The organism is Pseudomonas sp. DW-iso17, from assembly GCF_058725345.1.
Window position 1 is genome coordinate 1 of record NZ_JBZXEA010000004.1, and the last position, 23,038, is coordinate 23,038.

General features: G+C 59.7%; 20 protein-coding genes and 1 pseudogene. 13 read left to right on the forward strand and 8 right to left on the reverse strand.

The genetic code is table 11. The features are described from left to right. Positions 1-96: 96 nt before the first annotated feature. Positions 97-861: a methyl-accepting chemotaxis protein gene (locus tag AC4PS6_RS03555; protein ID WP_370694806.1), complete on the reverse strand. Its 765-nt coding sequence runs from the start codon at positions 859-861 to the stop codon at positions 97-99. Between the two features lie 93 nt (positions 862-954). Next, positions 955-1,986 (reverse strand): annotated as a pseudogene (locus AC4PS6_RS03560) (HAMP domain-containing protein); the annotation flags it as partial. Positions 1,987-2,191: 205 nt separating this feature from the next. On the opposite strand from AC4PS6_RS03560, the gene AC4PS6_RS03565 reads away from it, so the two are divergent. Further along, a complete protein-coding gene (locus AC4PS6_RS03565; protein WP_014719728.1) occupies positions 2,192-3,670 on the forward strand; it encodes a helicase HerA-like domain-containing protein in 1,479 nt (492 codons plus the stop codon). 4 nt (positions 3,671-3,674) lie between these two features. Here AC4PS6_RS03565 and AC4PS6_RS03570 read toward each other — a convergent pair whose 3' ends face one another. Next, positions 3,675-4,130: a DUF721 domain-containing protein gene (locus tag AC4PS6_RS03570; protein ID WP_014719727.1), complete on the reverse strand. Its 456-nt coding sequence runs from the start codon at positions 4,128-4,130 to the stop codon at positions 3,675-3,677. A gap of 306 nt (positions 4,131-4,436) precedes the next feature. Here AC4PS6_RS03570 and secA point away from each other — a divergent pair, with 306 nt between their 5' ends. From secA to AC4PS6_RS03585, 3 genes are all read left to right on the forward strand, one after another. Beyond that, positions 4,437-7,172 carry a preprotein translocase subunit SecA gene (gene secA / locus AC4PS6_RS03575; protein WP_014719726.1) on the forward strand — a complete coding sequence of 912 codons (2,736 nt, stop codon included), beginning with the start codon at positions 4,437-4,439 and terminating at the stop codon, positions 7,170-7,172. Positions 7,173-7,296: 124 nt separating this feature from the next. Beyond that, positions 7,297-8,514 (forward strand): bifunctional glutamate N-acetyltransferase/amino-acid acetyltransferase ArgJ, encoded by a 1,218-nt coding sequence (argJ, locus tag AC4PS6_RS03580; protein ID WP_014719725.1) that lies wholly within the window; start codon positions 7,297-7,299, stop codon positions 8,512-8,514. Positions 8,515-8,533: 19 nt separating this feature from the next. Next, complete coding sequence (locus AC4PS6_RS03585) at positions 8,534-9,478, forward strand: Nudix family hydrolase (protein ID WP_014719724.1); 945 nt, start codon at positions 8,534-8,536, stop codon at positions 9,476-9,478. Between the two features lie 140 nt (positions 9,479-9,618). Here the strand turns inward: AC4PS6_RS03585 and AC4PS6_RS03590 are convergent, their stop codons facing one another. The 3 genes from AC4PS6_RS03590 to AC4PS6_RS03600 are packed head-to-tail and all read right to left on the reverse strand — an operon-like array spanning position 9,619 to position 13,200. Beyond that, the gene (locus tag AC4PS6_RS03590; protein WP_014719723.1) at positions 9,619-10,197 is read right to left on the reverse strand and encodes a cob(I)yrinic acid a,c-diamide adenosyltransferase; all 579 of its coding nucleotides are present in this window, start codon (positions 10,195-10,197) and stop codon (positions 9,619-9,621) included. 2 nt (positions 10,198-10,199) lie between these two features. After that, a complete protein-coding gene (locus tag AC4PS6_RS03595; RefSeq protein WP_492180690.1) occupies positions 10,200-12,236 on the reverse strand; it encodes a sensor histidine kinase in 2,037 nt (678 codons plus the stop codon). 46 nt (positions 12,237-12,282) lie between these two features. Beyond that, complete coding sequence (locus AC4PS6_RS03600; RefSeq protein ID WP_014719721.1) at positions 12,283-13,200, reverse strand: putative 2-dehydropantoate 2-reductase; 918 nt, start codon at positions 13,198-13,200, stop codon at positions 12,283-12,285. A gap of 123 nt (positions 13,201-13,323) precedes the next feature. Between AC4PS6_RS03600 and AC4PS6_RS03605 the strand changes: the two genes are divergently transcribed. Then, a complete protein-coding gene (locus AC4PS6_RS03605; RefSeq protein ID WP_003193880.1) occupies positions 13,324-13,809 on the forward strand; it encodes a YajQ family cyclic di-GMP-binding protein in 486 nt (161 codons plus the stop codon). A gap of 136 nt (positions 13,810-13,945) precedes the next feature. Next, positions 13,946-14,788 (forward strand): mechanosensitive ion channel family protein, encoded by an 843-nt coding sequence (locus AC4PS6_RS03610; protein WP_014719720.1) that lies wholly within the window; start codon positions 13,946-13,948, stop codon positions 14,786-14,788. Positions 14,789-14,971: 183 nt separating this feature from the next. Here AC4PS6_RS03610 and AC4PS6_RS03615 read toward each other — a convergent pair whose 3' ends face one another. After that, positions 14,972-16,270, reverse strand: coding sequence for an OprD family porin (locus AC4PS6_RS03615; protein WP_014719719.1), 1,299 nt, complete (start codon positions 16,268-16,270; stop codon positions 14,972-14,974). A 740-nt stretch (positions 16,271-17,010) separates the two neighbouring features. On the opposite strand from AC4PS6_RS03615, the gene AC4PS6_RS03620 reads away from it, so the two are divergent. Then, positions 17,011-17,436, forward strand: a complete 426-nt coding sequence (locus AC4PS6_RS03620) for an HIT domain-containing protein (RefSeq protein ID WP_020302709.1) — start codon at positions 17,011-17,013, stop codon at positions 17,434-17,436. Between the two features lie 3 nt (positions 17,437-17,439). Then, positions 17,440-17,646, forward strand: a complete 207-nt coding sequence (locus AC4PS6_RS03625; protein ID WP_005790924.1) for a SlyX family protein — start codon at positions 17,440-17,442, stop codon at positions 17,644-17,646. A 73-nt stretch (positions 17,647-17,719) separates the two neighbouring features. On the opposite strand, the gene AC4PS6_RS03630 is transcribed toward AC4PS6_RS03625, so the two are convergent. Next, the gene (locus AC4PS6_RS03630; RefSeq protein WP_003193875.1) at positions 17,720-18,322 is read right to left on the reverse strand and encodes a cold-shock protein; all 603 of its coding nucleotides are present in this window, start codon (positions 18,320-18,322) and stop codon (positions 17,720-17,722) included. 427 nt (positions 18,323-18,749) lie between these two features. Here AC4PS6_RS03630 and AC4PS6_RS03635 point away from each other — a divergent pair, with 427 nt between their 5' ends. The 5 genes from AC4PS6_RS03635 (at position 18,750) to AC4PS6_RS03655 (ending at position 22,908) form a co-directional block, all read left to right on the forward strand. Next, positions 18,750-19,223 carry a Dps family protein gene (locus AC4PS6_RS03635; protein ID WP_003193874.1) on the forward strand — a complete coding sequence of 158 codons (474 nt, stop codon included), beginning with the start codon at positions 18,750-18,752 and terminating at the stop codon, positions 19,221-19,223. Between the two features lie 181 nt (positions 19,224-19,404). Beyond that, a complete protein-coding gene (locus AC4PS6_RS03640) occupies positions 19,405-19,758 on the forward strand; it encodes a ribbon-helix-helix domain-containing protein (RefSeq protein WP_019821251.1) in 354 nt (117 codons plus the stop codon). A 162-nt stretch (positions 19,759-19,920) separates the two neighbouring features. After that, positions 19,921-20,142, forward strand: a complete 222-nt coding sequence (locus AC4PS6_RS03645; RefSeq protein ID WP_003193872.1) for an FmdB family zinc ribbon protein — start codon at positions 19,921-19,923, stop codon at positions 20,140-20,142. 108 nt (positions 20,143-20,250) lie between these two features. Continuing rightward, positions 20,251-22,026, forward strand: a complete 1,776-nt coding sequence (gene aspS, locus AC4PS6_RS03650) for an aspartate--tRNA ligase (protein WP_014719716.1) — start codon at positions 20,251-20,253, stop codon at positions 22,024-22,026. 135 nt (positions 22,027-22,161) lie between these two features. After that, a complete protein-coding gene (locus AC4PS6_RS03655; RefSeq protein WP_003193870.1) occupies positions 22,162-22,908 on the forward strand; it encodes a YebC/PmpR family DNA-binding transcriptional regulator in 747 nt (248 codons plus the stop codon). The last annotated feature ends 130 nt before the right edge of the window (positions 22,909-23,038 follow it).

The following is a 23,038-nucleotide window of genomic DNA, read 5'->3' on the forward strand; positions in this document are numbered from 1 at the left end:
GAATATCAGCCAAAAGTTGGTTGAGGGTTGCCCCTCAACCATAGAATCTCCCACATTAGTTCGCATTGCGTTCGCTGTAATGGTCGGTATTGCCCCTCAGATCCGGAAGCTGCCCACCAATTGCTTCAAACGCGAGGCCTGTTGTTCCAGGTCCGAGCAGGCGCGCAGGGTCGATTGCAGGTTTTCCACCCCTTCCTGGTTGAGGGTGTTGATCTCGGTGATGTCCATATTGATCGACTCCACCACCGAGGTCTGTTCTTCAGTGGCGGTGGCGACCGACTGGTTCATACCGTCGATCTCGCCAATGCGCTGGGTCACGCTGTTCAGGCGCTCGCCGGCCAGGTTGGCGATTTCCACGCTGTCCAGGCTGTGGCGTTGGCTTTCGCTCATGGTAGTCACCGAGTCCCGGGCGCCCACCTGTAGCTCTTCGATCATCGTCTGCACCTGTTGCGCCGACTCCTGAGTGCGATGAGCGAGGTTGCGCACTTCATCGGCCACGACCGCAAAGCCACGCCCGGCTTCCCCGGCGCGCGCCGCTTCGATCGCCGCATTGAGCGCCAGCAGATTGGTTTGCTGGGAAATGCTGGTGATCACCTCAAGAATCTGGCCGATATTCACCGTTTTGCTGTTAAGTGCTTCGATATTGGTGCTTGAGGTGCTGATCATGCTGGATAACTGCGTCATCGCCTTGATATTGCGTTCAACCACCTGCTGGCCGTCTTCGGCCAAGTGCCTGGCATCGCTGGCCTGACTGGAGGCTTGGGCGGCGTTGCGTGCGATCTCCTGGGCCGCGGCCCCCAGTTGGTTGATGGCGGCGGCGACGCTGTTAGTGCGGTTGGCCTGTTCGTCGGAGTTGACCATCGACGAGTTGGAGGCGCTGACCACCCGCAGGGCCACTTCATTGACGTGCTCGGTGGCTGAAGACACTTCGCGAATCGAGGTATGAATGCGCTCGACGAAGCGGTTGAAAGCATTGCCCAGGGTGCCGAATTCATCATTGTTCTGGATGGTCAGGCGGCGGGTCAGGTCGCCTTCACCGTCGGCAATGTCTTGCATGGCGCGGGTCATCAAGTGCAAAGGTTGCAGCAAGACGCGGATCAGCATGCCGAGCAGGGCGATGATGATCACCACCGCGATGATCGTTGCGATCACCGCCGAGGTGCGAAACTCACTGAGCATGGCGAAAGACTTGTCTTTATCCACCGAAACGCCCAGGTACCAGTTTACCGAGGGCAGGCCCTTGATCGGTGTAAACGTCACGATATTGGTCTTGCCGTTGGCTTGCACTTCGCTGAAATCGCCGCTGATCTTCGGCGTGTCTTTTGGATAAACGTCCGCCAGGGTCTTCATCACCAGGGCTTTATCCGGGTGCACCAGCACTTTGCCGTCGGCGCTGACCAGGAACGCATAACCCATGCCGCCAAAATCCAGCGCGCCGATGTTGTCCACCAGGGTCTGCAGGCTCAGGTCGCCGCCGACTACGCCGATGCTCTGGCCACCCTTGGCGCTGGGCGTGGCGACAGAAATGATCAGTTGCCCGGTCGCCGCGTCGATATAGGGTTCGGTCAGGGTTGAACCGTTGCTGGCCTGGGCGCCCTTGTACCAGGGGCGAACACGCGGATCGAAGCCGTCGGGCATCTTGGTGTCAGGACGAATGGTGAAGGTGCCCTGGCTGTCACCGACGTAGGTGGCCATGAATGACGAGGTCAGCGCTTTCTGTTCCAGCAGGCTGGCGACCACGCTTTGTTCAGGGTTGATGGCGATGTTCTGTGCGGCGTTTTCCACCAGGGCGATACGCCCGGTGAGCCAGGTCTGGATGTTGCTGGCGGTGACGTCGCCCATCTCATGCAGGTAGTTATTGAGGTCGTCACGAATCGCGTTGCGCTGCAGGTAGTCGTTGTAGAGGGTAAACAACGCGAAAGCGGCGATGACGATAAGGGAGGCTGCAAGCAGGATCTTGTGGCTGAAGCGCAGATTTTTGTTCATGGCTTGAAGGGTCCGCTAAGGTCTTAATATCCGAGGCGCATCCTATGCGGGAGGCGCAAAATGGCAGCGTCAAAAAAGGTGTGGTATTTCTGGTGATAGCTCCGTTGGTCCATATCGGAATTATCTGACCGTTTTTTAGTCTTTGTCGGGCTTACATCCGTCTATATCGACCTCGCGGCACTAAAGATTAACCATAGGTGACGAAATGCCTGACTCCACACAACTGCTTATTGGTGCTGGCCTTGACGGCCTGCCCATCGCCCAGTCCATGCGCCTGGCCAACCGTCATGGGTTGATCGCTGGCGCCACGGGCACCGGCAAGACCGTCACCTTGCAGCGCCTGGCGGAAGCCTTCAGTGATGCGGGTGTGGCGGTGTTCGCTGCCGACATCAAAGGCGACCTCTGCGGCCTGGGCGCCGCCGCCAACCCCCAGGGCAAAGTGGCCGAGCGCATCGCCGGTATGCCCTTCCTTAATTACACGGCCCAGGCGTACCCGGTAACCCTGTGGGATATCCACGGCCAATCCGGTCATCCGTTGCGCACCACCATCAGTGAAATGGGCCCGCTCTTGCTCGGCAGCCTGTTGGAGCTCACCGACAGCCAGCAATCGGCGCTCTATGCGGCGTTCAAAGTGGCCGACCGCGAAGGCCTGTTGCTGCTGGACCTCAAGGACCTCAAGGCACTGCTCAATCACCTGCGCTATCACCCGGAACTACTGGGCGAAGACGCCGCCTTGATGACCACCGGTTCCAGCCAGGCCTTGTTGCGGCGTCTGGCAGTGCTGGAGCAGCAGGGCGCCGAAGCCCTGTTTGGCGAGCCGGCCCTGCAATTGGAGGATATTTTGCAGCCCGCCAGTGATGGGCGTGGGCGCATCCACCTGCTGGACGCCAGCCGCTTGGTGCATGAAGCGCCGAAGGTCTACGCGACCTTCCTGTTGTGGCTGCTGGCAGAGTTGTTCGAACAATTGCCGGAACGCGGCGATGCCGACAAACCGTTGCTGGCGTTGTTTTTCGATGAAGCGCACTTGTTGTTCGCCGATACGCCAAAAGCCTTGCAGGAGCGCCTGGAGCAGGTAGTGCGCCTGATCCGGTCCAAAGGCGTCGGCGTGTATTTCGTCACGCAATCGCCGGGCGACTTGCCGGATACGGTGCTGGCGCAACTGGGCCTGCGCATCCAGCACGGTTTGCGCGCGTTCACTGCCAAAGAACAGAAGTCCCTGCGAGCGGTGGCGGACGGTTTTCGTCCCAACCCGACATTCGATACCTTGTCGGTGCTTACAGAGTTGGGCACTGGTGAGGCCTTGGTGGGAACTTTGCAGGAAAAGGGCACGCCGGAAGTCGTCCAGCGCGTACTGGTTGCTCCTCCGCAATCGCGGATCGGGCCGCTCACCGAAGCCGAACGTAAAGCGTTGGTTGCCAGTTCGCCGCTGTTGGGGCGCTATGACAAGCCGGTGGATCGTGAGTCTGCCTATGAAGTGCTGATGGCCCGCAAGGAGCTTGGGCCTGCCGAGCAGGCTGCTCCGGCCGCCGAAGAGCCGAGCTTTACCGACAGGGCCGGTGCCTTCCTGGGGACCACGGCGGGCAAGGCGTTGAAGTCAGCCATGCAGCAGGCCGCCAATCAGATGGGGCGCCAGTTGGTGCGTGGTCTGCTGGGTTCGTTATTGGGCGGCAGCAAACGCAAATAACGTTTCAGGCTTTGGGCCGGGCATGGGCGGCCAGCCGTTCCAGGGCGGCGCGCAAGCCCGGGTCGTTGATCCCTTCGGCGGTGGCCTGAAGGGTTTCGGCGGCCGTTTCCGACAGGTCCATGGTATGCCCCACTGCGCCTTGCGGCACGGTGGGTGGCTGTACCTTGAACTGAATGCGCGTCAAGCCGGCGAATTCTTCAAACGCCATCAACTGGCGCTGCAAGCGTTTTTGCTGATAACGCAAGCGCGTGGCCCAATGACCATCGGTGACAATTAATAGCAGATTGCCTTCTCGCCAGGACGCCACATGACAGTGCTCACGTGCGGCAGGTTGCAGCTGGCTTTCCAGCAGGCGTTGCAAATGGCCCAGGCGTTTGGCATGGCCAAAGATGGCTTTCAACGGCTTGGCTTCGCGAAGCAACACGCCGGGCGCGCGGGCTGTAAGAGGGCGAAATGCCATGTTTAGACACCTTAGGTAACAGAGCGGTTATCTTAACAGAAAGCGCCGGTACACCCCGCGGCCGTGCCTCGGCTGGGCTTTGCCCATGAAATCAATAAGTAACTTCTGCGCTCCATGGGTTGAAGTTCGCGCAAAAGCCCTTATTTTAAACAGGCCCTCTCACAGCGCCGTGCCTGCCTCGGGGAACAACGCCACTTTCCTCACCCACGATTCCGGGTAGAATGCGCGTTCGCAATGCGGCCGTGAGGGCTGCTCGGGCCACTCACGGTGCGCCCTCCATCCCTATGTGTGGAAGAACCTGCCGATATGTTTGCGCCTTTGTTAAAGAAACTTTTTGGAAGCAAGAATGAGCGCGAAGTCAAACGCATGCTCAAGACGGTGCAGCTGGTCAATGCCTTCGAAGAGCAGATGGTTGCTCTGTCGGACGAGCAATTGCGCGCCAAGACCCAAGAGTTCAAGGCCCGCATAGCCAAAGGTGAAACCCTCGACAAGCTGCTGCCCGAAGCCTTTGCGGTCGCCCGTGAAGCCGGTAAGCGCGTCATGGGCATGCGCCACTTCGACGTCCAGTTGATCGGCGGCATGACCTTGCATGAAGGCATGATTGCCGAAATGCGCACCGGTGAAGGCAAGACCCTGGTGGCAACCCTGGGCGTTTACCTCAACGCACTGTCCGGCAAGGGCGTGCACGTTGTGACGGTGAACGACTACCTGGCTCGCCGGGACGCCAACTGGATGCGCCCGCTGTATGAATTCCTCGGCCTGACCGTCGGCGTGGTAACGCCGTTCCAGCCGCCGGAAGAGAAGCGCGCCGCGTACGCCTGCGACATCACCTACGGTACCAACAACGAATTCGGTTTCGACTACCTGCGCGACAACATGGCGTTCAGCATGGATGAAAAATTCCAGCGTGAACTCAACTTTGCCGTGATCGACGAAGTCGACTCCATCCTCATCGACGAAGCCCGTACCCCGCTGATCATCTCCGGCCAGGCCGAAGACAGCTCGCGCCTGTACACCGAGATCAACAAGTTGATCCCGCGTCTTGAGCAGCACATCGAGGAGGTGGAAGGCGTGGTGACCAAAGAAGGTCACTTCACCATCGACGAGAAGACCCGCCAGGTCGAACTCAACGAAGCCGGTCACCAGTTTGTCGAAGAGATGCTGACCCAGATCGGCGAATTGGCCGAAGGTGAAAGCCTGTACTCGGCGCACAACCTGGGCCTGTTGACCCACGTGTACGCTGGCCTGCGCGCCCACAAGCTGTTCCACCGCAACGTCGAGTACATCGTGCAGGACGGCCAGGTGGTACTGGTTGACGAGCACACCGGTCGTACCATGCCCGGTCGTCGTCTGTCCGAAGGCCTGCACCAGGCCATCGAAGCCAAGGAACACCTCAACATCCAGGCCGAAAGCCAGACGTTGGCGTCCACCACTTTCCAGAACTACTTCCGTCTGTACAACAAGCTGTCCGGCATGACCGGTACGGCCGACACCGAAGCGTTCGAATTCCACCAGATCTACAACCTGGCCGTGATGGTCATTCCTCCGAACAAACCGTTGGCGCGTAAAGACTACAACGACCTGGTGTTCCTGACCGCCGAAGAGAAATACGCGGCGATCATCAATGACATCAAGGATGGCATGGCCAAGGGCCGTCCGATCCTGGTGGGTACCGCCACCATCGAGACCTCCGAGCACGTGTCCAACCTGCTCAACAAGGAAGGTATCGAGCACAAGGTACTGAACGCCAAGTTCCACGAAAAAGAAGCCGAGATCATCGCCCAGGCCGGTCGCCCAGGCGCATTGACCATCGCCACCAACATGGCCGGTCGTGGTACCGACATCCTGCTGGGCGGCAACTGGGAAGTGGAAGTGGCCTCGCTCGACAACCCGACGCCTGAGCAGATCGCCCAGATCAAGGCCGACTGGCAGAAGCGTCACCAGGCTGTGCTGGAATCCGGTGGCTTGCAGGTGATCGCGTCCGAGCGTCACGAATCGCGCCGTATCGACAACCAGCTGCGTGGCCGTGCCGGTCGCCAGGGTGACGCCGGTTCCAGCCGTTTCTACCTGTCGCTGGAAGACAGCCTGATGCGTATCTTCGCGTCGGACCGGGTGAAGAACTTCATGAAAGCCCTGGGCATGCAGTCCGGTGAAGCGATCGAGCACCGCATGGTGACCAACGCCATCGAGAAGGCCCAGCGAAAAGTAGAAGGCCGTAACTTCGACATTCGCAAGCAATTGCTTGAGTTCGACGACGTCAACAACGAACAGCGTAAAGTGATTTATCACATGCGTAACACGTTGCTGGCCGCCGACAATATTGGCGAGACCATCGCTGATTTCCGTCAGGACGTGCTCAACGCCACTGTCAGCGCCCACATCCCGCCACAGTCCCTGCCTGAGCAGTGGGATGTTGCCGGCCTAGAAGCGGCATTGAAGAGCGACTTCGGTGTGGACTTGCCGGTTCAGCAATGGCTGGACGAAGACGACCACCTGTACGAAGAAACCCTGCGCGAAAAACTGATGGCCGAGCTGCTGGCGGCGTACAACGAGAAAGAAGAGCAAGCGAGTGCCGAAGCACTGCGCACCTTCGAAAAACAGATCGTATTGCGCGTGCTGGATGACCTGTGGAAAGACCACCTGTCGACCATGGACCACCTGCGTCACGGTATCCACCTGCGTGGCTACGCCCAGAAGAACCCGAAGCAGGAGTACAAGCGCGAGTCGTTCACGCTGTTCTCCGAATTGCTGGATTCGATCAAGCGCGATTCGATCCGCGTGCTGTCCCACGTTCAAGTGCGTCGCGAAGACCCGATCGAGGAAGAAGCACGCCTGCGTCAGGAAGCCGAAGCACTGGCGGCGCGCATGCAGTTCCAGCACGACGAAGCGCCGGGCCTGGATGAGCCTGAAGCATTGGGTGAAGAGGTCGATGTGGCCCTGGCCCAGACCCCGGTTCGCAATGACCAGAAGCTGGGCCGCAACGAGCTGTGCTACTGCGGTTCGGGCAAGAAATTCAAACACTGCCACGGCCAGATCGAATAAGATTTTCGCCTGACGCTGCAACACCCCGCGCCGCGACCGGCCTTTGCCGTCGCGGCGTTTTGCCATTAATTCCCACCGTCGATAGCGACGGCACAGACATCACCTATTTTTAAGGAGCGCATTCATGGCTGTTGGTCTTGGTCCTTTGCCCACGTTGCACCCGGTTGCCGGTTTTGAACTCGGTATCGCTTCGGCGGGCATCAAGCGCCCGGGGCGCAAGGACGTGGTGGTGATGCGCTGTGCTGAAGGCTCGACCGTAGCGGGCGTGTTCACCCTCAACGCCTTCTGCGCCGCGCCGGTGATTCTGGCCAAGCAGCGCGTGGCCGGGTCGATTCGCTACCTGCTGACCAATACCGGCAACGCCAACGCGGGCACCGGCGAGCCCGGCCTGGTGGCGGCGGCGCGCACCTGCGCCAAGCTGGCCCAGTTGACCGGCGTCGATGCCAGCCAGGTGTTGCCGTACTCCACCGGTGTGATCGGTGAGCCGCTGCCGGTGGAAAAAATCGAAGGCGCCCTGCAAGCCGCGCTCGATGATCTGTCTGTGGATAACTGGGCGGCTGCGGCCACTGGCATCATGACCACCGACACCTTGCCCAAAGGCGCGAGCCGCCAGTTCGTGTATGAGGGCGTGACCATCACCGTCACCGGTATCAGCAAAGGCGCAGGCATGATCCGCCCGAACATGGCCACCATGCTCGGCTATATCGCCACCGACGCCAAAGTTTCCCGTGATGTGCTGCAACGCCTGATGCTGGACGGCGCCAACAAGTCGTTCAATCGCATCACCATCGACGGTGACACCTCCACCAACGACTGCTGCATGCTGATCGCCACCGGCCAGGCCAACCTGCCGGAAATCACCTCCACCGAAGGCCCGTTGTTTGCGGCGTTGAAACAGGCGGTGTTCGAAGTGTGCATGGACGTGGCCCAGGCCATCGTGCGTGACGGCGAGGGCGCGACCAAGTTCGTCACGGTTGAAGTCAACGGCGGCGGCAACCATCAGGAATGCCTGGATGTGGGCTACACCGTGGCGCACTCGCCGCTGATCAAGACCGCGCTGTTTGCTTCTGACCCGAACTGGGGCCGTATCCTCGCGGCTGTCGGCCGTGCCGGCGTGCCGGACCTGGACGTGAGCAAAATCGACGTGTTCCTGGGTGACGTGTGCATCGCCAGCCGTGGCGCCCGCGCCGAAACCTACACCGAAGCCCAGGGCTCGGCGGTGATGCAGCAGGAAGAAATCACCATCCGTATCGAACTGGGTCGTGGTGACTGCAGCGAAACCATCTGGACCACCGACCTGTCCCACGAGTACGTGAAGATCAACGCGGAATACCGTACCTGATACCAAGAGGAAACTGGCGGTGAAACGAGTACATGTAGCAGCAGCGGTGATCCGCGGTGTCGATGGCAGGATCCTGCTGGCGCGCCGTGCCGATACTCAGCATCAAGGCGGCCTCTGGGAATTTCCCGGCGGCAAGGTGGAGGCTGATGAGTCGGTTGCCACGGCCTTGTCCCGTGAATTGCAGGAAGAGCTGGGCATCCAGGTCACCACGGCGCGGCCGCTGATCAAGGTGCAACATGACTATCCGGACAAGCAGGTATTGCTGGATGTCTGGGAAGTCTCGGCTTTTACCGGCGAGCCCCATGGCGCTGAAGGGCAGCCGTTGGCGTGGGTGGCACCGCGGGACCTGGTCAACTATGAATTTCCGGCGGCGAATGCGCCGATTGTCGCCGCGGCACGCTTGCCCGCCGAATATCTGATCACCCCTGGCGAGCTGGAAACCCCGACGCTGTTGCGCGGTATCCAGAAGGCTATTGCCGGTGGCATCAAGCTGGTTCAACTGCGTGCCCCTAACGGTTACGACCCCAAATACCGCGACCTGGCGGTAGATGCGGTGGGCCTGTGCGCCGGCAAGGCGCAACTGATGCTCAAGGGGCCGTTCGAGTGGCTGGGGGATTTCCCTGCTGCGGGATGGCATATGACCTCGGCGCAGTTGCGCAAATACGCGAGCAAGGGCCGGCCGCTGCCCAAAGACCGCTGGTTGGCGGCGTCTTGCCACAACGCGGAAGAACTGGCGCTGGCAGAGTTGATGGACGTGGATTTTGTCACGCTGTCGCCGGTGCAGCCGACTCAGACCCATCCGGATGCGCAGCCGTTGGGTTGGGAACAGGCGGCTGAGTTGATCGCCGGGTTCAGCAAGCCGGTGTTTCTGTTGGGCGGGGTTGGGCCGGCGCAGCGGGAGCAAGCTTGGGAGGCTGGTGCGCAAGGTGTGGCAGGTATTCGGGCGTTCTGGCCGCAGGTGTGATGAGCGTTCCCACGCTCTGCTGATCGTGCTGATCGTTCCCACGCTCTGCGTGGGAATGCCTCCTGCGACGCTCTGCGTCACGCTTTGGGACGCGGAGCGTCCGTTGATGCATTCCCACGCAAAGCGTGGGAACGATCTGCTCAGTGTGGCTTGGCCGCCGCCTGCCACAACACTTCCGCAACACCTTGGCGTTTGGCAATCACCCTGGCCGCCACAAACAGCAAATCCGACAACCGATTGATGTACGCCAACCCCACACCCTCCAACGGTTCCACCGCATTCAGGTGCTGACAACGGCGTTCGGCGCTGCGCGCCAGGCTGCGGCACACATGGGCTTGAGCGATCAACGCTGAACCGCCAGGCAGGATGAAATTCTCCAGCGGCCCGACTTCCTCGTTCCAGCGATCAATCGCAGCCTCCAGCCGATCCACTTCCGCCGCATTCAACGCCTTGTACACAGGCATGGCCAGCTCACCGCCCAAGTCAAACAGACGGTGCTGGCAAGGCGTGAGCACTTCAATCACATCCTTCAACCCCGGATGCTTGCCGCTTTGTTCTTCAAGGTTAGCCAACAGCAGGCCGAGTTGGCTGTTCAGCGTATCCACCTCGCCAATCGCTTCCACGCGTGGATGGTCCTTGGGCACGCGGCGGCCGTCGCCGAGGCCGGTCTCGCCTTTGTCGCCGGTACGGGTGTAGATCTTCGACAGGCGAAAGCCCATGGTCAGTGCTCCAGTTGGGTAAGTTCAGTGGGGGGCAATTGGCTGCCGGCCAAAGGCAGGCGCAAGGTAAAGCAGGTGCCCTGGCCCAGGGTGGAATGCACTTCCATCTGGCCCTTGTGGTTGTTGGTGATGATGAAATACGACACTGACAGCCCAAGCCCGGTACCTTGGCCGATTTCCTTGGTGGTAAAGAACGGTTCGAACGTGCGTTTGCGCACGTTTTCGCTCATGCCGATGCCGTTGTCTTCCACCTGGATTTCCGCCCACGGCGGGTTGAGGCGGGTGCGCAGGATGATGCGCCCCGGCTCGCTGTCGTCCTCGCGCAGGTGAATGGCCTGGGCAGCGTTTTTCAGCAAGTTGAGCAGCACTTGCTCCAGCTCGTTGGCGGTGCCGGGCACCTGGCCCAGTTGCGGATCGAACTGGCGGATGATCGCCTGGCCCTTGAAATCGAAACCGATGGTCAGGTCAAAGTCGTTACCGGCGATTTCCACGGCCTGGTCGATCAGCGCCGGCAAATCGCAGGGCGCCATCTGGCGATTGCTGCGGCGGCTGAAGCTGAGCATGTGGGTAACGATTTTCGCGGCACGCGCCCCGGCCTGCTGAATGCCGTCGAGCAGTTGCGGGACTTCGCGGCCTTGCAGGTATCGGTTGACCGTCTCCAGCTCGATGCCCACCTGTTCGGCAAGTTCAAGGTTCTTGGGCAGCTCGGGGGACAGGCGCCGCCGAATGTTCTGCACGTTATGCAGGATCGCGCCCAACGGGTTGTTGATCTCATGGGCCATACCTGCGGCCAGGCCGCCCACGGAGAGCATTTTTTCCGATTGCACCATCATTTCTTCCAGGGACAGGCGCTGGGTGATGTCGTCGATTCGGATCACCACACCGCGCCCGGCGCCGCCCATCAACGGGTAGAACGTCAGCGCATAATGCTTGGGCTCGTCGTCCTTGATCCAGGTGACCCGTTCTATCCGCTCCACTGTGTGCTGCTCCACGGTGGCCTTGATCTGTGGCAGGTACGGCTTGAGCGGCTGGAAGGCCAGGAACACCGGCTGGTTCAGGGCTTCGTCCAGACGCGTACCGGAGAGGGCGGTAGCTTCCTGGTTCCACTGGGTGACATAGAGTTGTTCGTCCAGGGCGATCAGCGCCGAGGGCATCGAGTCAATGATGCTGTTCAGGTAGTTCTGGAAGCCCGTGAGCTTTTTCTCGATCTTGCTGCGTACCTGGACTTCCAGTTCCAGCTTGCGGTTGGTATGCCGGGTTTCTTCGGCCAAACCCTGGGCCTGGTCATACGCGGCCTGAGAGTCGTCGCGCGCGCGTTTGAGCTGCTGCTCGCGAGCTTCGATGCGCGACAACATGGTGTTGAACGCTTCGGCCAGGCTGCCGATTTCATCACGGTTGCCACGCCCGGCGCGTAAAGCGTAGTTCTCCTCGCGGGTCACCTGGCGGGACAGTTCTTCAAGTTCATGAATCGGTCGTGTGATCAGGCGTTTTATTTGCCGGGCGATGACCAGCCACAACAACACACTGAAAATCAGGATGCCCAGGCTGGCGGTCAGCGTGCCGGTATAGAACGCCACCGGCAGCTCACTGCTGGCCACCAGCAACAAATGCCCCGAAGGCTGAGTGCCACGGGGCAGGGTGATGATCTGGTTGCTGCGAAATTCGGTGAGGCGCCACGCTTCGATATGCCGGTAGTGGTCCGGCAGGTGCAGGCGGTCGCCGTGCTGCATCTGCGCCAGGCGGTTGCCTTCGCCGTCGTACAGCGCGGCGGCGCGCAACGGTGAATAGCTGGTCAATTCATTGAGCAGCGCCTCGGCCTTGGTCGGGGACTCAAGCGCCTCGGCGGCGAGCGAGGGGTTGGACACCAGTCGACCAATAGCCTGCAAGGCCTGGGGGGCCATGCTTTCCTGGGAGATCCAGTAGGCGGCGCTGATAAACGTCAGGTTGGCCACCAGCAATACGGTGGTGAGAAGCACCAGCAGGGCCGCCAGCAGTTTTTGTCCTACTGGTAGATTTTCAAGACGCTGGCGCAGTGGCATCAGAGTTTTCCCAGGTGATAGACAGGTAGGCAGGGTAGCGCGTGCCTCAGTCGCTGGCCAATCCGCGTGCAAGCAGATGCGCCACCAACCGCGTGTGTACCTGTTGCAGGTGCGGCGCTGCCAACTGATGGCGGGCCGCGGCCTGGCAAGCGTAGCCCAGCAGGTAACTGATCTCGGTGCGTCGGGCGTTGGCGACGTCCTGGTACATGGAGGAATAATTGGCGGCGGTGGCCTGGATCACCCGCTCGACTTCGCTGTGCAAGTCCTGTGCAGCCGCAGGCTGGCCACAGCGCTCCAGCAGTTCGGCCAGTTCGGCGCAGAGCGTGGCGACCTCGCAGTGGTGGGCGCTCAAACCGCCGTTGCGGCAGTGGTACAACACGGTCAGTGGGTTGATGGCGCAATTGAGCGCGAGCTTGCGCCACAGGCGCGTCAGGATATCGGTGGCCCATTCATGGGGGATGCCTGCCGCTTGCAAATCATCCAGCCACAGCGGCGGGGTGGGATGGCTCGCGTCCCCCAGCCAGGTGTAGCCATGGCCGGCAAATACCACCCGCCAATCGCCATCGCGAAATGCGCCCTCGGTGCTGGAGGCAAAGATGCAGCGCGCCGACGGCCATTGCGCAGCCACGGCGTCCTGGCTGCCGAGGCCGTTTTGCAGCAGGATCAATTCGGCGTCCGGCGCCAGTCGATGCTGCAACTGTGCGATGGCGCTTTGAGCGTCGTAGGCTTTGCACGCTACCAGCAGACGCCGAATCGGCTCCGAGCTATCAGGCGTTTCGCCGATGACCGGATAAGTCTGTTCCACGCCGTGCTCCACCAGGGTCAGCCCTTTGCCTGCGCGATAGCTGGCCAGGCGCGCCTGGTTACGCAGGATCAGCCTGACGGGCACCCCCGCGCGTGCCAGCCGCGTGGCCCAGAGGGTGCCCAGGCTGCCAGCGCCAAGAATATGCCAGGGGGTCGACATCAGTGTGTACTCCATAAGGTCGCCAGCGGTGAACGGGGCGAAAGAACCGCTATAATGCCCCGGCATTTTAGCTCGGGCGCGCTCCATCTCTACTGAGCCCGCCCCTTATATTGGAGAAATCACATGCCTTCGTTCGACGTGGTATCTGAACTGGACAAACACGAAGTCACCAACGCCGTCGAGAACGCCGTCAAGGAACTGGACCGTCGCTATGACTTGAAAGGCAAGGGCAGCTTCGAATTTAAGGAAAAGGAACTGACCGTCAACCTGACCGCTGAAGCCGATTTCCAGCTGGAAGCGATGATCGAGATCCTCAAGCTGGCCCTGGTCAAGCGCAAGATCGACGTGCAATGTCTGGAAGTCAAAGATGCCTACGCCTCCGGCAAGCTGATGAAGCAGGAAGCCGTGCTCAAGGAAGGCATCGACAAAGAGCTGGCCAAGAAGATCGTGGCGCATATCAAGGACGCCAAGCTCAAAGTCCAGGCCGCCATCCAGGGCGAGCAGGTTCGCGTCACCGGCAAGAAGCGTGATGACCTGCAAGAGGCTATCGCAGCTCTGCGCGCCAAGACTTTCGACATGCCGCTGCAGTTCAATAACTTCCGCGACTGATGGCACTTTGGGGAACCTGTGGGCACTTTTGACGTCCCACGCCCCAGCATCAGTGCCTACAATTGAGCCCTTCGGGGCTCAATTGCGTTTTCAGGCAGTCAATACAGCCTTATCGCCGCACAACAGGAGAAAGTAGATGGATTTGAACGCTGAAATGGATCACCTGATCAAGACCTCCCAGTCTTGGCTCCCCATGATCATGGAATACGGCAGCCGCGTATTGCTGGCGTTGGTCACCCTGGCCATCGGCTGGTGGCTGATCAACGTCTTGACTCACCGCGTGGGCCGTCTGCTGGCCATGCGTAACGCAGACTTGGCACTGCAACACTTCATCACCAGCCTTGCGAACATCGCGCTCAAAGTCATGCTGGTGGTCAACGTGGCCTCGATGATCGGTGTGGCAACCACCTCGTTCGTTGCGGCGATCGGTGCCGCTACCCTGGCTATCGGCCTGGCCTTGCAAGGCAGCCTGGCGAACTTTGCCGGCGGCGTGTTGATTCTGTTGTTCCGCCCGTTCCGTATCGGTGACTGGATCGAAGCCCAGGGTACCTCGGGTACCGTCGACAGCATCCAGATCTTCCACACGGTGCTGCGTACCGGCGACAACAAGACGGTGATCATTCCCAACGGCAGCCTGTCCAACGGCCTTATCACCAACACCAACCGCCAGCCGACCCGCAAGGTCGTGTTTGACGTGGGTGTGGACTATGAGGCGGACCTGCAAAAGGCCCGTGAAGTATTGCTGGCTCTGGCCGAAGACCCGCGTGTACTGAAGGACCCTGCCGCCGTGGCGGTGGTGTCGACCTTGGGCGACAGTTCCATCACCGTCTCCCTGCGTTGCTGGACCAACACTCCGGATTATTGGGACGTGATGTTTATGCTCAATGAACTGGCGCGTGACCGTTTGAAAGCGGCCGGGATTGATATTCCGTTTCCGCAACGGGTTATTCGGGTGATGCAGGAAAGTGCGCCGAAGTAACTTGGCGCGATGCTATCGAAGTTGGCCGAAAGGTCAGCTTTGAAAAAACTAGTTACTTAGCTTGCTAGTTGTTTTGTTGGTTGAAGTAAAACTGCAATAAAAAAGCCGCTCCCTGTTTAAACAGAGGAGCGGCTTTTTGTTTAAGGCCGAGGCCTCAAGTCATCGTTGTAATTGAACCGGCAATTACAAGATGTTCAGCGGGTAGTTGGCGATCAGACGCAGCTCGTCGATCGACGGCGAACCGTAGTACACGCCATCACCGGAACGGTAAGTCGCTTGACGCAGGCGCAGGCTCAGGTTTTTCGCCGGGCCGCTCTGGATCACGTACTTGGCTTCGATGTCGCGTTCCCACTCTTTGCCGTTCGAGGTGGTGCCGGTGTTGGCGCCGCTACCGGTGACGTAACGGGTCATGAAGCTCAGGCCCGGAATGCCAAAGGTCGCCATGTTGATGTCATAACGCGCCTGGTAGGACTTTTCGCCTTCGGCGTTGAAGTCGGAACGGGCGATGGAGTTGGCCAGGAACACAGTGCCGCCGCCGTCTACGCCGTAACCGTAGTCGCCGTCACCGGTGACTTTCTGGGCTGCCAGGGTGAAGGTGTGAGCACCGATGGTGTACGCACCCTGCAAGCTGAAGGCGCGGTTGTCGAGCTTGGTCACGCCATCTTTCTCTGCGCGTTGCAGGCCGGCGCCGTCGCTCTTGGTGTCGTAGATGTTGAAGTCCAGGGCGAACGACTGATCATCGCTCAGGGCGTGGGTCCAGTTCAGGTTGCTGTAGTACTTGCGGAAGTAATCTTCGGTTTTCGCGTAGTACAGGCTGCCGGTGACTTCTGGAGTGAAGGCATACACACCGCCGACAAAGTCGGTTTTGGTCAGGCCCAGGCTGTCGTGGTAGGTCTGGTTCTGCGCGACGCTGGAAGTGAAGTGACCGCCTTCAAGCTTCAGGCCCTTGATTTCGTTGCTGGTGATGGAGATACCTTGCGGCAGCTCTGGCAGCAGGCGGCTGTCGTCGGAGGCAAACACTGGGGCTGTGGTGTATTGGTCACCGATTTTCAGCACTGTGTTGGAGATGCGGAACTTCACCGCGCCGCCGCCTTTGGAGTAGTCGTCTTGCGAGCGACCATCGGAACCGGTTGGGAACAGGCCGGTGCCGGCGCGGCCCTTGCCGCTGTCGAGCTTGACGCCCATCAGGCCGATCACGTCGACACCGACACCAATGGTGCCCTGGGTGAAGCCAGATTCGTAGAGGGCATTGAAGCCCAGGCCGGTTTCTTCAGCACGGCTTTTACGCTTGCCGTTGACGGTGCTGTAACCGCCCCCTGGCTCATTTCGAAAGTCACGGCTGAAGTACAGCGCGCGAGTATTGATGCTGAACGTGCTGTCTTCAACAAAGCCCTTGGAATCGTCCTGGGCGGACGCCATTGCGAACTGCGAGGTGCCTGCTGAAACAGCCAGGGCGATCATGCTCCACTTCATCACGCGCATCGTGATTTGCTCCTTTGGTTTTAGGAAGAGTACTGCCGTCCCACCTGTATTTTTATCTGGGCGGCTCTTTCTTTTTGTGTCGGCGCAAAGTTAGCTCACGCAGACCCTATTGACGATACTTACTCAACTATCCTTTCAGCTTCTTTACGAGGCTGTCGTAAATCGCTAGATCCATGTCGCAAATTCACAGCCCAAAATGTATCCAGGCTGACAACTTCAATGCTGTTTTCAGACTTCGTTCAAAGTTTGAACACTTCCCTGATACACATTGAAACGCCACTGTTTTTATCGCGAAACACCTGTGTCCAGACGGGTGCCGTTGCCGACGATATGGAGGTGAATGCAACAAGCGTGCTCAAACCGCTGACCGAATGTCATTTTTTCGTGAAAAGTGTGATGAACCTGTAAAAACCGCATAAGCACGGGGGGTTTACGCCATTTGGGTTGGGCTTGACGCCAGGGTGTTACCCCGGTTCGGTGGTACCTGAATGCTGTACCTGGGTAAAACGTTACCGGTTGACCCTTATCAGTGGGTAATCGGCGGATCCCTTTGAGGCACAGGTGGGTCATTTTGGTGCATCCCGTTGAGGCCCGGCCTAGCGTTGCTCTCTTGAGTTACTGCCTCTAAAGGGTGCATTTTTTTGCCCGGCTGCCTCAAGGCCGCCAGCATTGCCCGTGAAGCCTTGGGCATTCGAAGGTATGCTGGGCACCTGTTACCGACCTGCCGAACGGAGTGCCACGTGTTCGCCTTAGATCAACGCCTGCAACAAGATACCTTGGCCATTGGGGACTTCCCGCTCTGTCGCCTGCTGCTGTCCAATGACGCCAATTACCCCTGGTTCATTCTGGTGCCACGCATCGACGGTATCAGCGAAGTGTTTCAACTGGATGTCGCCGATCAACAAACCTTGTGGCAAGAAACGACAGCCTTGGCGCAGTTGCTCAACGAGGGCTTGGCGGCCGACAAAATGAACATCGGCGCGTTGGGTAACGTGGTCAGCCAGTTGCATGTGCATGTGATTGTGCGCAAGCGCGACGACGCCGCCTGGCCAGCCCCCGTGTGGGGCAAGCACCCGGCCCAGCCCTATACCGAAGAGCAGGTGGCCGCGATTCGCAGCCGATTGCGTGAGCTATTGCCTGCCGACTTCATCTTTACCCAGGACTGAACCATGGACCTGCAAGAACGCGTCACCGACCTGGAAAGCCGCCTGGCCTTCCAGGACGACACCATTGAAACCCTCAATGACATTCTGGTCACCCAGCAGCGGGCCGTCGAACGCCTGCAATTGCAGATGACTGCACTGCTCAAGCGCCAGGAAGAAATGGGCGGGCAATTCGAGTCATCCGAAGAAGAAGCGCCGCCGCCCCACTATTGACTGCGCACGCAATAAAAAACCGCGACCCAGCCAAGGCTGGATCGCGGTTTTTTTTGCTGCGAAAGCTGGGGAATCAGCGACGCGGCAGGGCAGCGATGACGTCTTCGGCTTGCAGGCCCTTGTCACGGTTCATCACCGAGAATTCCACGCGCTGGCCTTCGACCAGTACGCGATGGCCTTCGCCACGAATGGCTCGGAAGTGGACGAAGATATCGTCGCCCGAATCGCGGGAAATGAAGCCGAAGCCCTTGGAGGTGTTGAACCACTTGACGGTCCCGGTATCCCGGTTGGTCATGTCATAGTTTTGCGACGCGGCCGCTGGAGACGAGCGGTAGAAGCTGATGGCCAGGTGAAGAACGATGGCGACCACAGCAATCACCAGGCTGAGCAGGATGGCCGGATGGCCCCCGACTTCAGGCATGGGCGCCAGGAGGGTAAGGGTTTGTACGACAACAGTCAGCACCAGCAGCGCACTGACCAGGTTTTGCAGTTGATGACGCGTGCCTTTGTTCCAGTAAGGGATTACCGGTGCGAGCGTCAGGTTAAGAAGGCCGAACAAGGCCAGGTACAGGGCGTCGTGTTGTTCCAGGTAGGGCAGGCTTTCAGGCTGCAGGCTCGGAATAAAGGACAGCAGCAACGCTGCAACGCCCGTTAGCAGGTGGACGATTTTCAACATTTTGGTTAACTCACGTTAAGACGGATCACAAGGAAGAGCTGACTGGCACGGTTCGCTTCTGAACAATGGGAGGCGTTGAGCACGTGCGCGGGTATCAGCCTATGTGACGTGCCGCAGGAATAAACGGCAGCCACACCGCGTCTATTTAACAGCAAAGGCTGTGCCTACTCAAATCAAGCATTTCGGGGTGTTGCCACGGTCACGGCATTTCTGCGTCAAACGCTTGTCCTAGACAGGTGCGGGATTTTTTCAGTGGCAGCCAAGACCCTTCCTACAGGTAAACAGGCTTGCCAACTCAGATCTCGCAGGCGGTGCGGGGCGATTTGCCGCATGCCGTCCGAGTGTGTCGGGCTGCACGTGGCGCACTCTCTTGCTAGAGTGGAGCTGCACCTGATCAATGAATGCTCGTCAATTGAAGGGGAAACACATGGCAATCGATATTGGTATCAGTGAAGAAGACCGTAAATCCATCGTCGACGGACTTTCCCGCCTGCTCTCCGATACCTATGTTCTGTATCTGAAGACCCACAATTTCCATTGGAACGTCACAGGCCCCATGTTTCGTACACTGCACCTGATGTTCGAAGAGCAGTACAACGAGCTGGCGCTGGCAGTGGACTCCATTGCTGAGCGTATCCGTGCCCTGGGCTTCCCGGCGCCGGGTGCCTATTCGATTTACGCCCGCCTGTCTTCCATCAAGGAAGAAGAGGGTGTGCCGAGCGCCGAAGAGATGATCAAGCAGTTGGTCGCCGGCCAGGAAGCAGTCACGCGTACCGCGCGGGGCATCTTCCCATTGCTCGACAAAGTCAGTGATGAGCCGACGGCGGACCTCTTGACCCAGCGTATGCAGGTTCACGAGAAAACCGCGTGGATGCTGCGCTCCCTGCTTGAAAACCAGTAATCGTCGAACCCTGGCGGCGCCTTTTGGGCGCCGCCTGCTGGTTTCCCTGCGCTTCCTGGCGTTGTCCTACGACTAACAACTCCCCGTCTTCTGGCTGCTGTGTGCTGGCTGCTGTTTTATAGGCCCATCGTCCAATGGGAGAAACCTGTTGGCTGTTGTTTGGCAATGGAGTGTCAGCTGTATGTCACGTGGAGTGGGTAAGGGAGTGATGGAAACCTGTGGTTTTCACAAGATAAAGGTCGACCCTTTTGCCAAGGGTTTTGATATGGGGCTGGCCAAGCCGCTGTCCCGGTCGGTCAGGCTCAATGGGTTTTCTACCTGCCTGCGGCTTGAACAGATCTATTGGAACATCCTGACGGAAATCGCCAGGCTCAATACCTGTTCGGTCAGTGCATTGTTGTCCTACGTCGATCGGGAAGTGCATTTGCGTTACGGAGGCGTGAAGAACTTCAGTGGGCTGGTGAGGGTGGTGTGCGTGGTCCATGTGCTCAAAGGCCGGGACGCCCTCACGTCCGCGGACACGCTCGCGCAGTAGTCCGGTGGTCGGTCCGTCATCCCGGCGGGCCGGGCCCTGGGCACAAAGCCGGCTGCGCTGTGTTGATTTACCAGATATAATCCCGCGCTTTGCTGCGCATGCCGGGCTTTAAGCACAGGGCAGGGCGTGGCGCTGTAACGATCTGATCGCCGAGACATCTCCATGCCCATGTACGACTATCAATGCGCTTCCTGTGGTCATCAGTTGGAAGCCATTCAGAAGATCAGCGCCGCGCCGCTGGTCGATTGCCCTGCCTGCCAGGCACCTGAGTTGAAGAAGATGTTGTCCATGCCGGGCTTCCGTCTGAGCGGCAGCGGCTGGTACGAGACCGATTTCAAGACCGGCGCCAAGAAGAACCTGGCGGGCGGCGACAAAGCAGACTGAGTTGAACTCTACGCGCAGGCTCCTGCATTATCCGTCCCCTGCTTTAATGTACGGTGACGAGGCGGGCCTGCCACCGAATTTCGAATTACGAGAAGTGAAACCACGACCATGATGCGCAGCCACTATTGCGGCCAACTGAACGAGACCCTGGAAGGTCAGGAAATCACCCTTTGCGGATGGGTTCACCGTCGCCGCGACCACGGCGGGGTGATCTTCCTCGATATCCGTGACCGTGATGGTCTGGCCCAGGTGGTGTTCGACCCGGACCGCGCCGAGAGTTTTGCAGCCGCCGACCGCGTGCGCAGCGAATACGTCGTCAAGATCACCGGCAAGGTACGCCTGCGTCCGGCCGGTGCCGTGAACAAGAACATGGCGTCCGGCGGCATCGAAGTACTGGGCTATGAGCTGGAAGTGCTGAACGAGTCGGAAACCCCACCGTTCCCACTCAACGAATACTCCGATGTGGGCGAAGAAACCCGCCTGCGCTACCGCTTCCTGGACTTGCGTCGTCCGGAAATGGCCGAGAAGCTGCGCCTGCGTTCGCGCATGACCACCAGCATCCGCCGCTTCCTGGATGAAAACGGCTTCCTGGACGTCGAAACGCCGATCCTCACCCGGGCCACCCCGGAAGGCGCGCGTGACTACCTGGTACCGAGCCGTACCCATGCCGGCAGCTTCTTCGCCTTGCCGCAATCGCCGCAGCTGTTCAAGCAACTGCTGATGGTGGCCGGTTTCGACCGCTACTACCAGATCGCCAAGTGCTTCCGTGACGAAGACCTGCGCGCTGACCGCCAGCCGGAATTCACCCAGATCGACATCGAGACCAGCTTCCTCGATGAAAAAGAGATCATGGGCCTGACCGAGCAGATGATCCGCAACCTGTTCAAGGAAGTGCTGGGCCTGGAGTTCGGCGAATTCCCGCACATGACTTTCGAAGAAGCCATGCGCCGCTACGGTTCCGACAAGCCAGACCTGCGTAACCCGCTGGAACTGGTGGACGTGGCCGACCAGCTCAAGGACGTCGACTTCAAGGTGTTCAGCGGCCCAGCCAACGACCCTAAATGCCGCATCGCCGCCCTGCGCGTGCCTGGCGGCGCGAGCATGCCGCGCAAGCAGATCGACGACTACACCAAGTTCGTCGGCATCTACGGTGCCAAGGGCCTGGCGTACATCAAGGTCAACGAGCGCGCCAACGGCGTCGACGGCCTGCAATCGCCGATCGTGAAAAACATCCCTGAAGCCAACCTGAACACGATCCTTGATCGCGTCGGTGCGGTTGACGGCGACATCGTGTTCTTCGGCGCCGACAAGGCCAAGATCGTCAGCGAAGCCCTGGGCGCGCTGCGGATCAAGCTCGGTCACGACCTGAACCTGCTGACCTGCGAGTGGGCGCCGATGTGGGTTGTGGACTTCCCGATGTTCGAAGAGAACGACGACGGCAGCTTCAGCGCCTTGCACCACCCGTTCACCGCACCGAAGTGCTCCCCGCAAGAGCTGGAAGCCAACCCTGCAGGCGCGCTGTCCCGTGCCTACGACATGGTGTTGAACGGTACTGAACTGGGTGGCGGTTCGATCCGTATCCACCGCAAAGAGATGCAACAAGCGGTCTTCCGCCTGCTGGGCATCAACGAAGCGGAACAGGAAGAGAAATTCGGCTTCCTGCTCGACGCCCTGAAATACGGCGCGCCGCCGCACGGTGGCCTGGCGTTCGGCCTGGACCGTCTGGTGATGCTGATGACCGGCGCCCAGTCGATCCGTGAAGTGATCGCCTTCCCGAAAACCCAGAGCGCTGCGGACGTCATGACCCAGGCGCCGGGTGTGGTGGATGCCAAGGCCTTGCGCGAGCTGCACATCCGCCTGCGCGAGACGCCGAAGGCTGAGTAAGGCTGCAGCGTGAAAGCGCGATAAGGTTGTACGCAGTCAAAAAGGCGCATCTTCGGATGCGCCTTTGCGTTTAAAAGAGGGAAATCTCGCCTGGGGCGGGATTGATAAGGTTTCTAGAGAATTCGGAGTTGTGTTATGGCTGGCCATTCCAAGTGGGCGAACATCAAGCACCGCAAAGAGCGTCAGGATGCCAAGAAGGGCAAGATCTTCACCAAGTGGATTCGCGAACTGACCGTCGCGGCCCGCCAGGGTGGCGGTGACCCGGGCTCTAACCCGCGTCTGCGCCTGGCGCTGGACAAGGCGCTGGGCGCCAACATGAGCCGCGACATCATCGACCGCGCCGTGGCCCGTGGTGCTGGTGCGGCCGACACCGACGATATGGTCGAGCTGACCTATGAAGGCTACGGCCCGGGCGGCGTGGCGGTGATGGTCGAATGCATGACCGACAACCGCAACCGTACCGCGGCAGCCGTACGTCATGCGTTCAGCAAGTGCGGCGGCAACCTCGGCACGGATGGTTCGGTGGCCTACCTGTTCGAGCGCAAGGGGCAGATCACCTTCGCACCGGGCACCGATGAAGACGCGCTGATGGAAGCCGCGATGGAAGCGGATGCCGATGACGTGGTCACCAACGAAGACGGCTCTATCGATGTGTTCACCTCGTTTGCCAGCTTCTACGCCGTGCGTAACGCCTTGGAAGCCGCTGGTTTCAACGGCACCGACGCGGAAATCGTGATGCTGCCGACCACCAGTGCCGAACTGGACCTGGACGGTGCGCAAAAGGTGCTGAAGCTGCTGGACATGCTTGAAGACCTGGATGATGTGCAGAATGTGTATTCGAATGCCGACATCCCTGAGTCTGTGGCCGAACAGCTCACTTAAGAACGATGAATATCCACTGTGGGAGCTGGCTTGCCTGCGATAGCATCACCTCGACTTGACAGAAGCACCGAGGTGCACGCATCGCAGGCAAGCCAGCTCCCACAGGGGTTCTATGCTGTTACACAAATGT

Bases quoted from the DNA above. Each gene is read 5' to 3' on its own strand.
- AC4PS6_RS03605 (WP_003193880.1), top strand. From the start codon at position 13,324: ATGCCTTCGTTCGACGTGGTATCTGAACTGGACAAACACGAAGTCACC.
- secA (WP_014719726.1), top strand. From the start codon at position 4,437: ATGTTTGCGCCTTTGTTAAAGAAACTTTTTGGAAGCAAGAATGAGCGC.
- AC4PS6_RS03570 (WP_014719727.1), bottom strand. From the start codon at position 4,130: ATGGCATTTCGCCCTCTTACAGCCCGCGCGCCCGGCGTGTTGCTTCGC.
- AC4PS6_RS03595 (WP_492180690.1), bottom strand. From the start codon at position 12,236: ATGCCACTGCGCCAGCGTCTTGAAAATCTACCAGTAGGACAAAAACTG.
- AC4PS6_RS03610 (WP_014719720.1), top strand. From the start codon at position 13,946: ATGGATTTGAACGCTGAAATGGATCACCTGATCAAGACCTCCCAGTCT.
- AC4PS6_RS03590 (WP_014719723.1), bottom strand. From the start codon at position 10,197: ATGGGCTTTCGCCTGTCGAAGATCTACACCCGTACCGGCGACAAAGGC.
- AC4PS6_RS03565 (WP_014719728.1), top strand. From the start codon at position 2,192: ATGCCTGACTCCACACAACTGCTTATTGGTGCTGGCCTTGACGGCCTG.
- AC4PS6_RS03600 (WP_014719721.1), bottom strand. From the start codon at position 13,200: ATGTCGACCCCCTGGCATATTCTTGGCGCTGGCAGCCTGGGCACCCTC.
- AC4PS6_RS03635 (WP_003193874.1), top strand. From the start codon at position 18,750: ATGGCAATCGATATTGGTATCAGTGAAGAAGACCGTAAATCCATCGTC.
- AC4PS6_RS03630 (WP_003193875.1), bottom strand. From the start codon at position 18,322: ATGTTGAAAATCGTCCACCTGCTAACGGGCGTTGCAGCGTTGCTGCTG.
- AC4PS6_RS03615 (WP_014719719.1), bottom strand. From the start codon at position 16,270: ATGCGCGTGATGAAGTGGAGCATGATCGCCCTGGCTGTTTCAGCAGGC.
- aspS (WP_014719716.1), top strand. From the start codon at position 20,251: ATGATGCGCAGCCACTATTGCGGCCAACTGAACGAGACCCTGGAAGGT.
- AC4PS6_RS03655 (WP_003193870.1), top strand. From the start codon at position 22,162: ATGGCTGGCCATTCCAAGTGGGCGAACATCAAGCACCGCAAAGAGCGT.
- argJ (WP_014719725.1), top strand. From the start codon at position 7,297: ATGGCTGTTGGTCTTGGTCCTTTGCCCACGTTGCACCCGGTTGCCGGT.
- AC4PS6_RS03625 (WP_005790924.1), top strand. From the start codon at position 17,440: ATGGACCTGCAAGAACGCGTCACCGACCTGGAAAGCCGCCTGGCCTTC.
- AC4PS6_RS03645 (WP_003193872.1), top strand. From the start codon at position 19,921: ATGCCCATGTACGACTATCAATGCGCTTCCTGTGGTCATCAGTTGGAA.
- AC4PS6_RS03555 (WP_370694806.1), bottom strand. From the start codon at position 861: ATGGTCAACTCCGACGAACAGGCCAACCGCACTAACAGCGTCGCCGCC.
- AC4PS6_RS03640 (WP_019821251.1), top strand. From the start codon at position 19,405: ATGTCACGTGGAGTGGGTAAGGGAGTGATGGAAACCTGTGGTTTTCAC.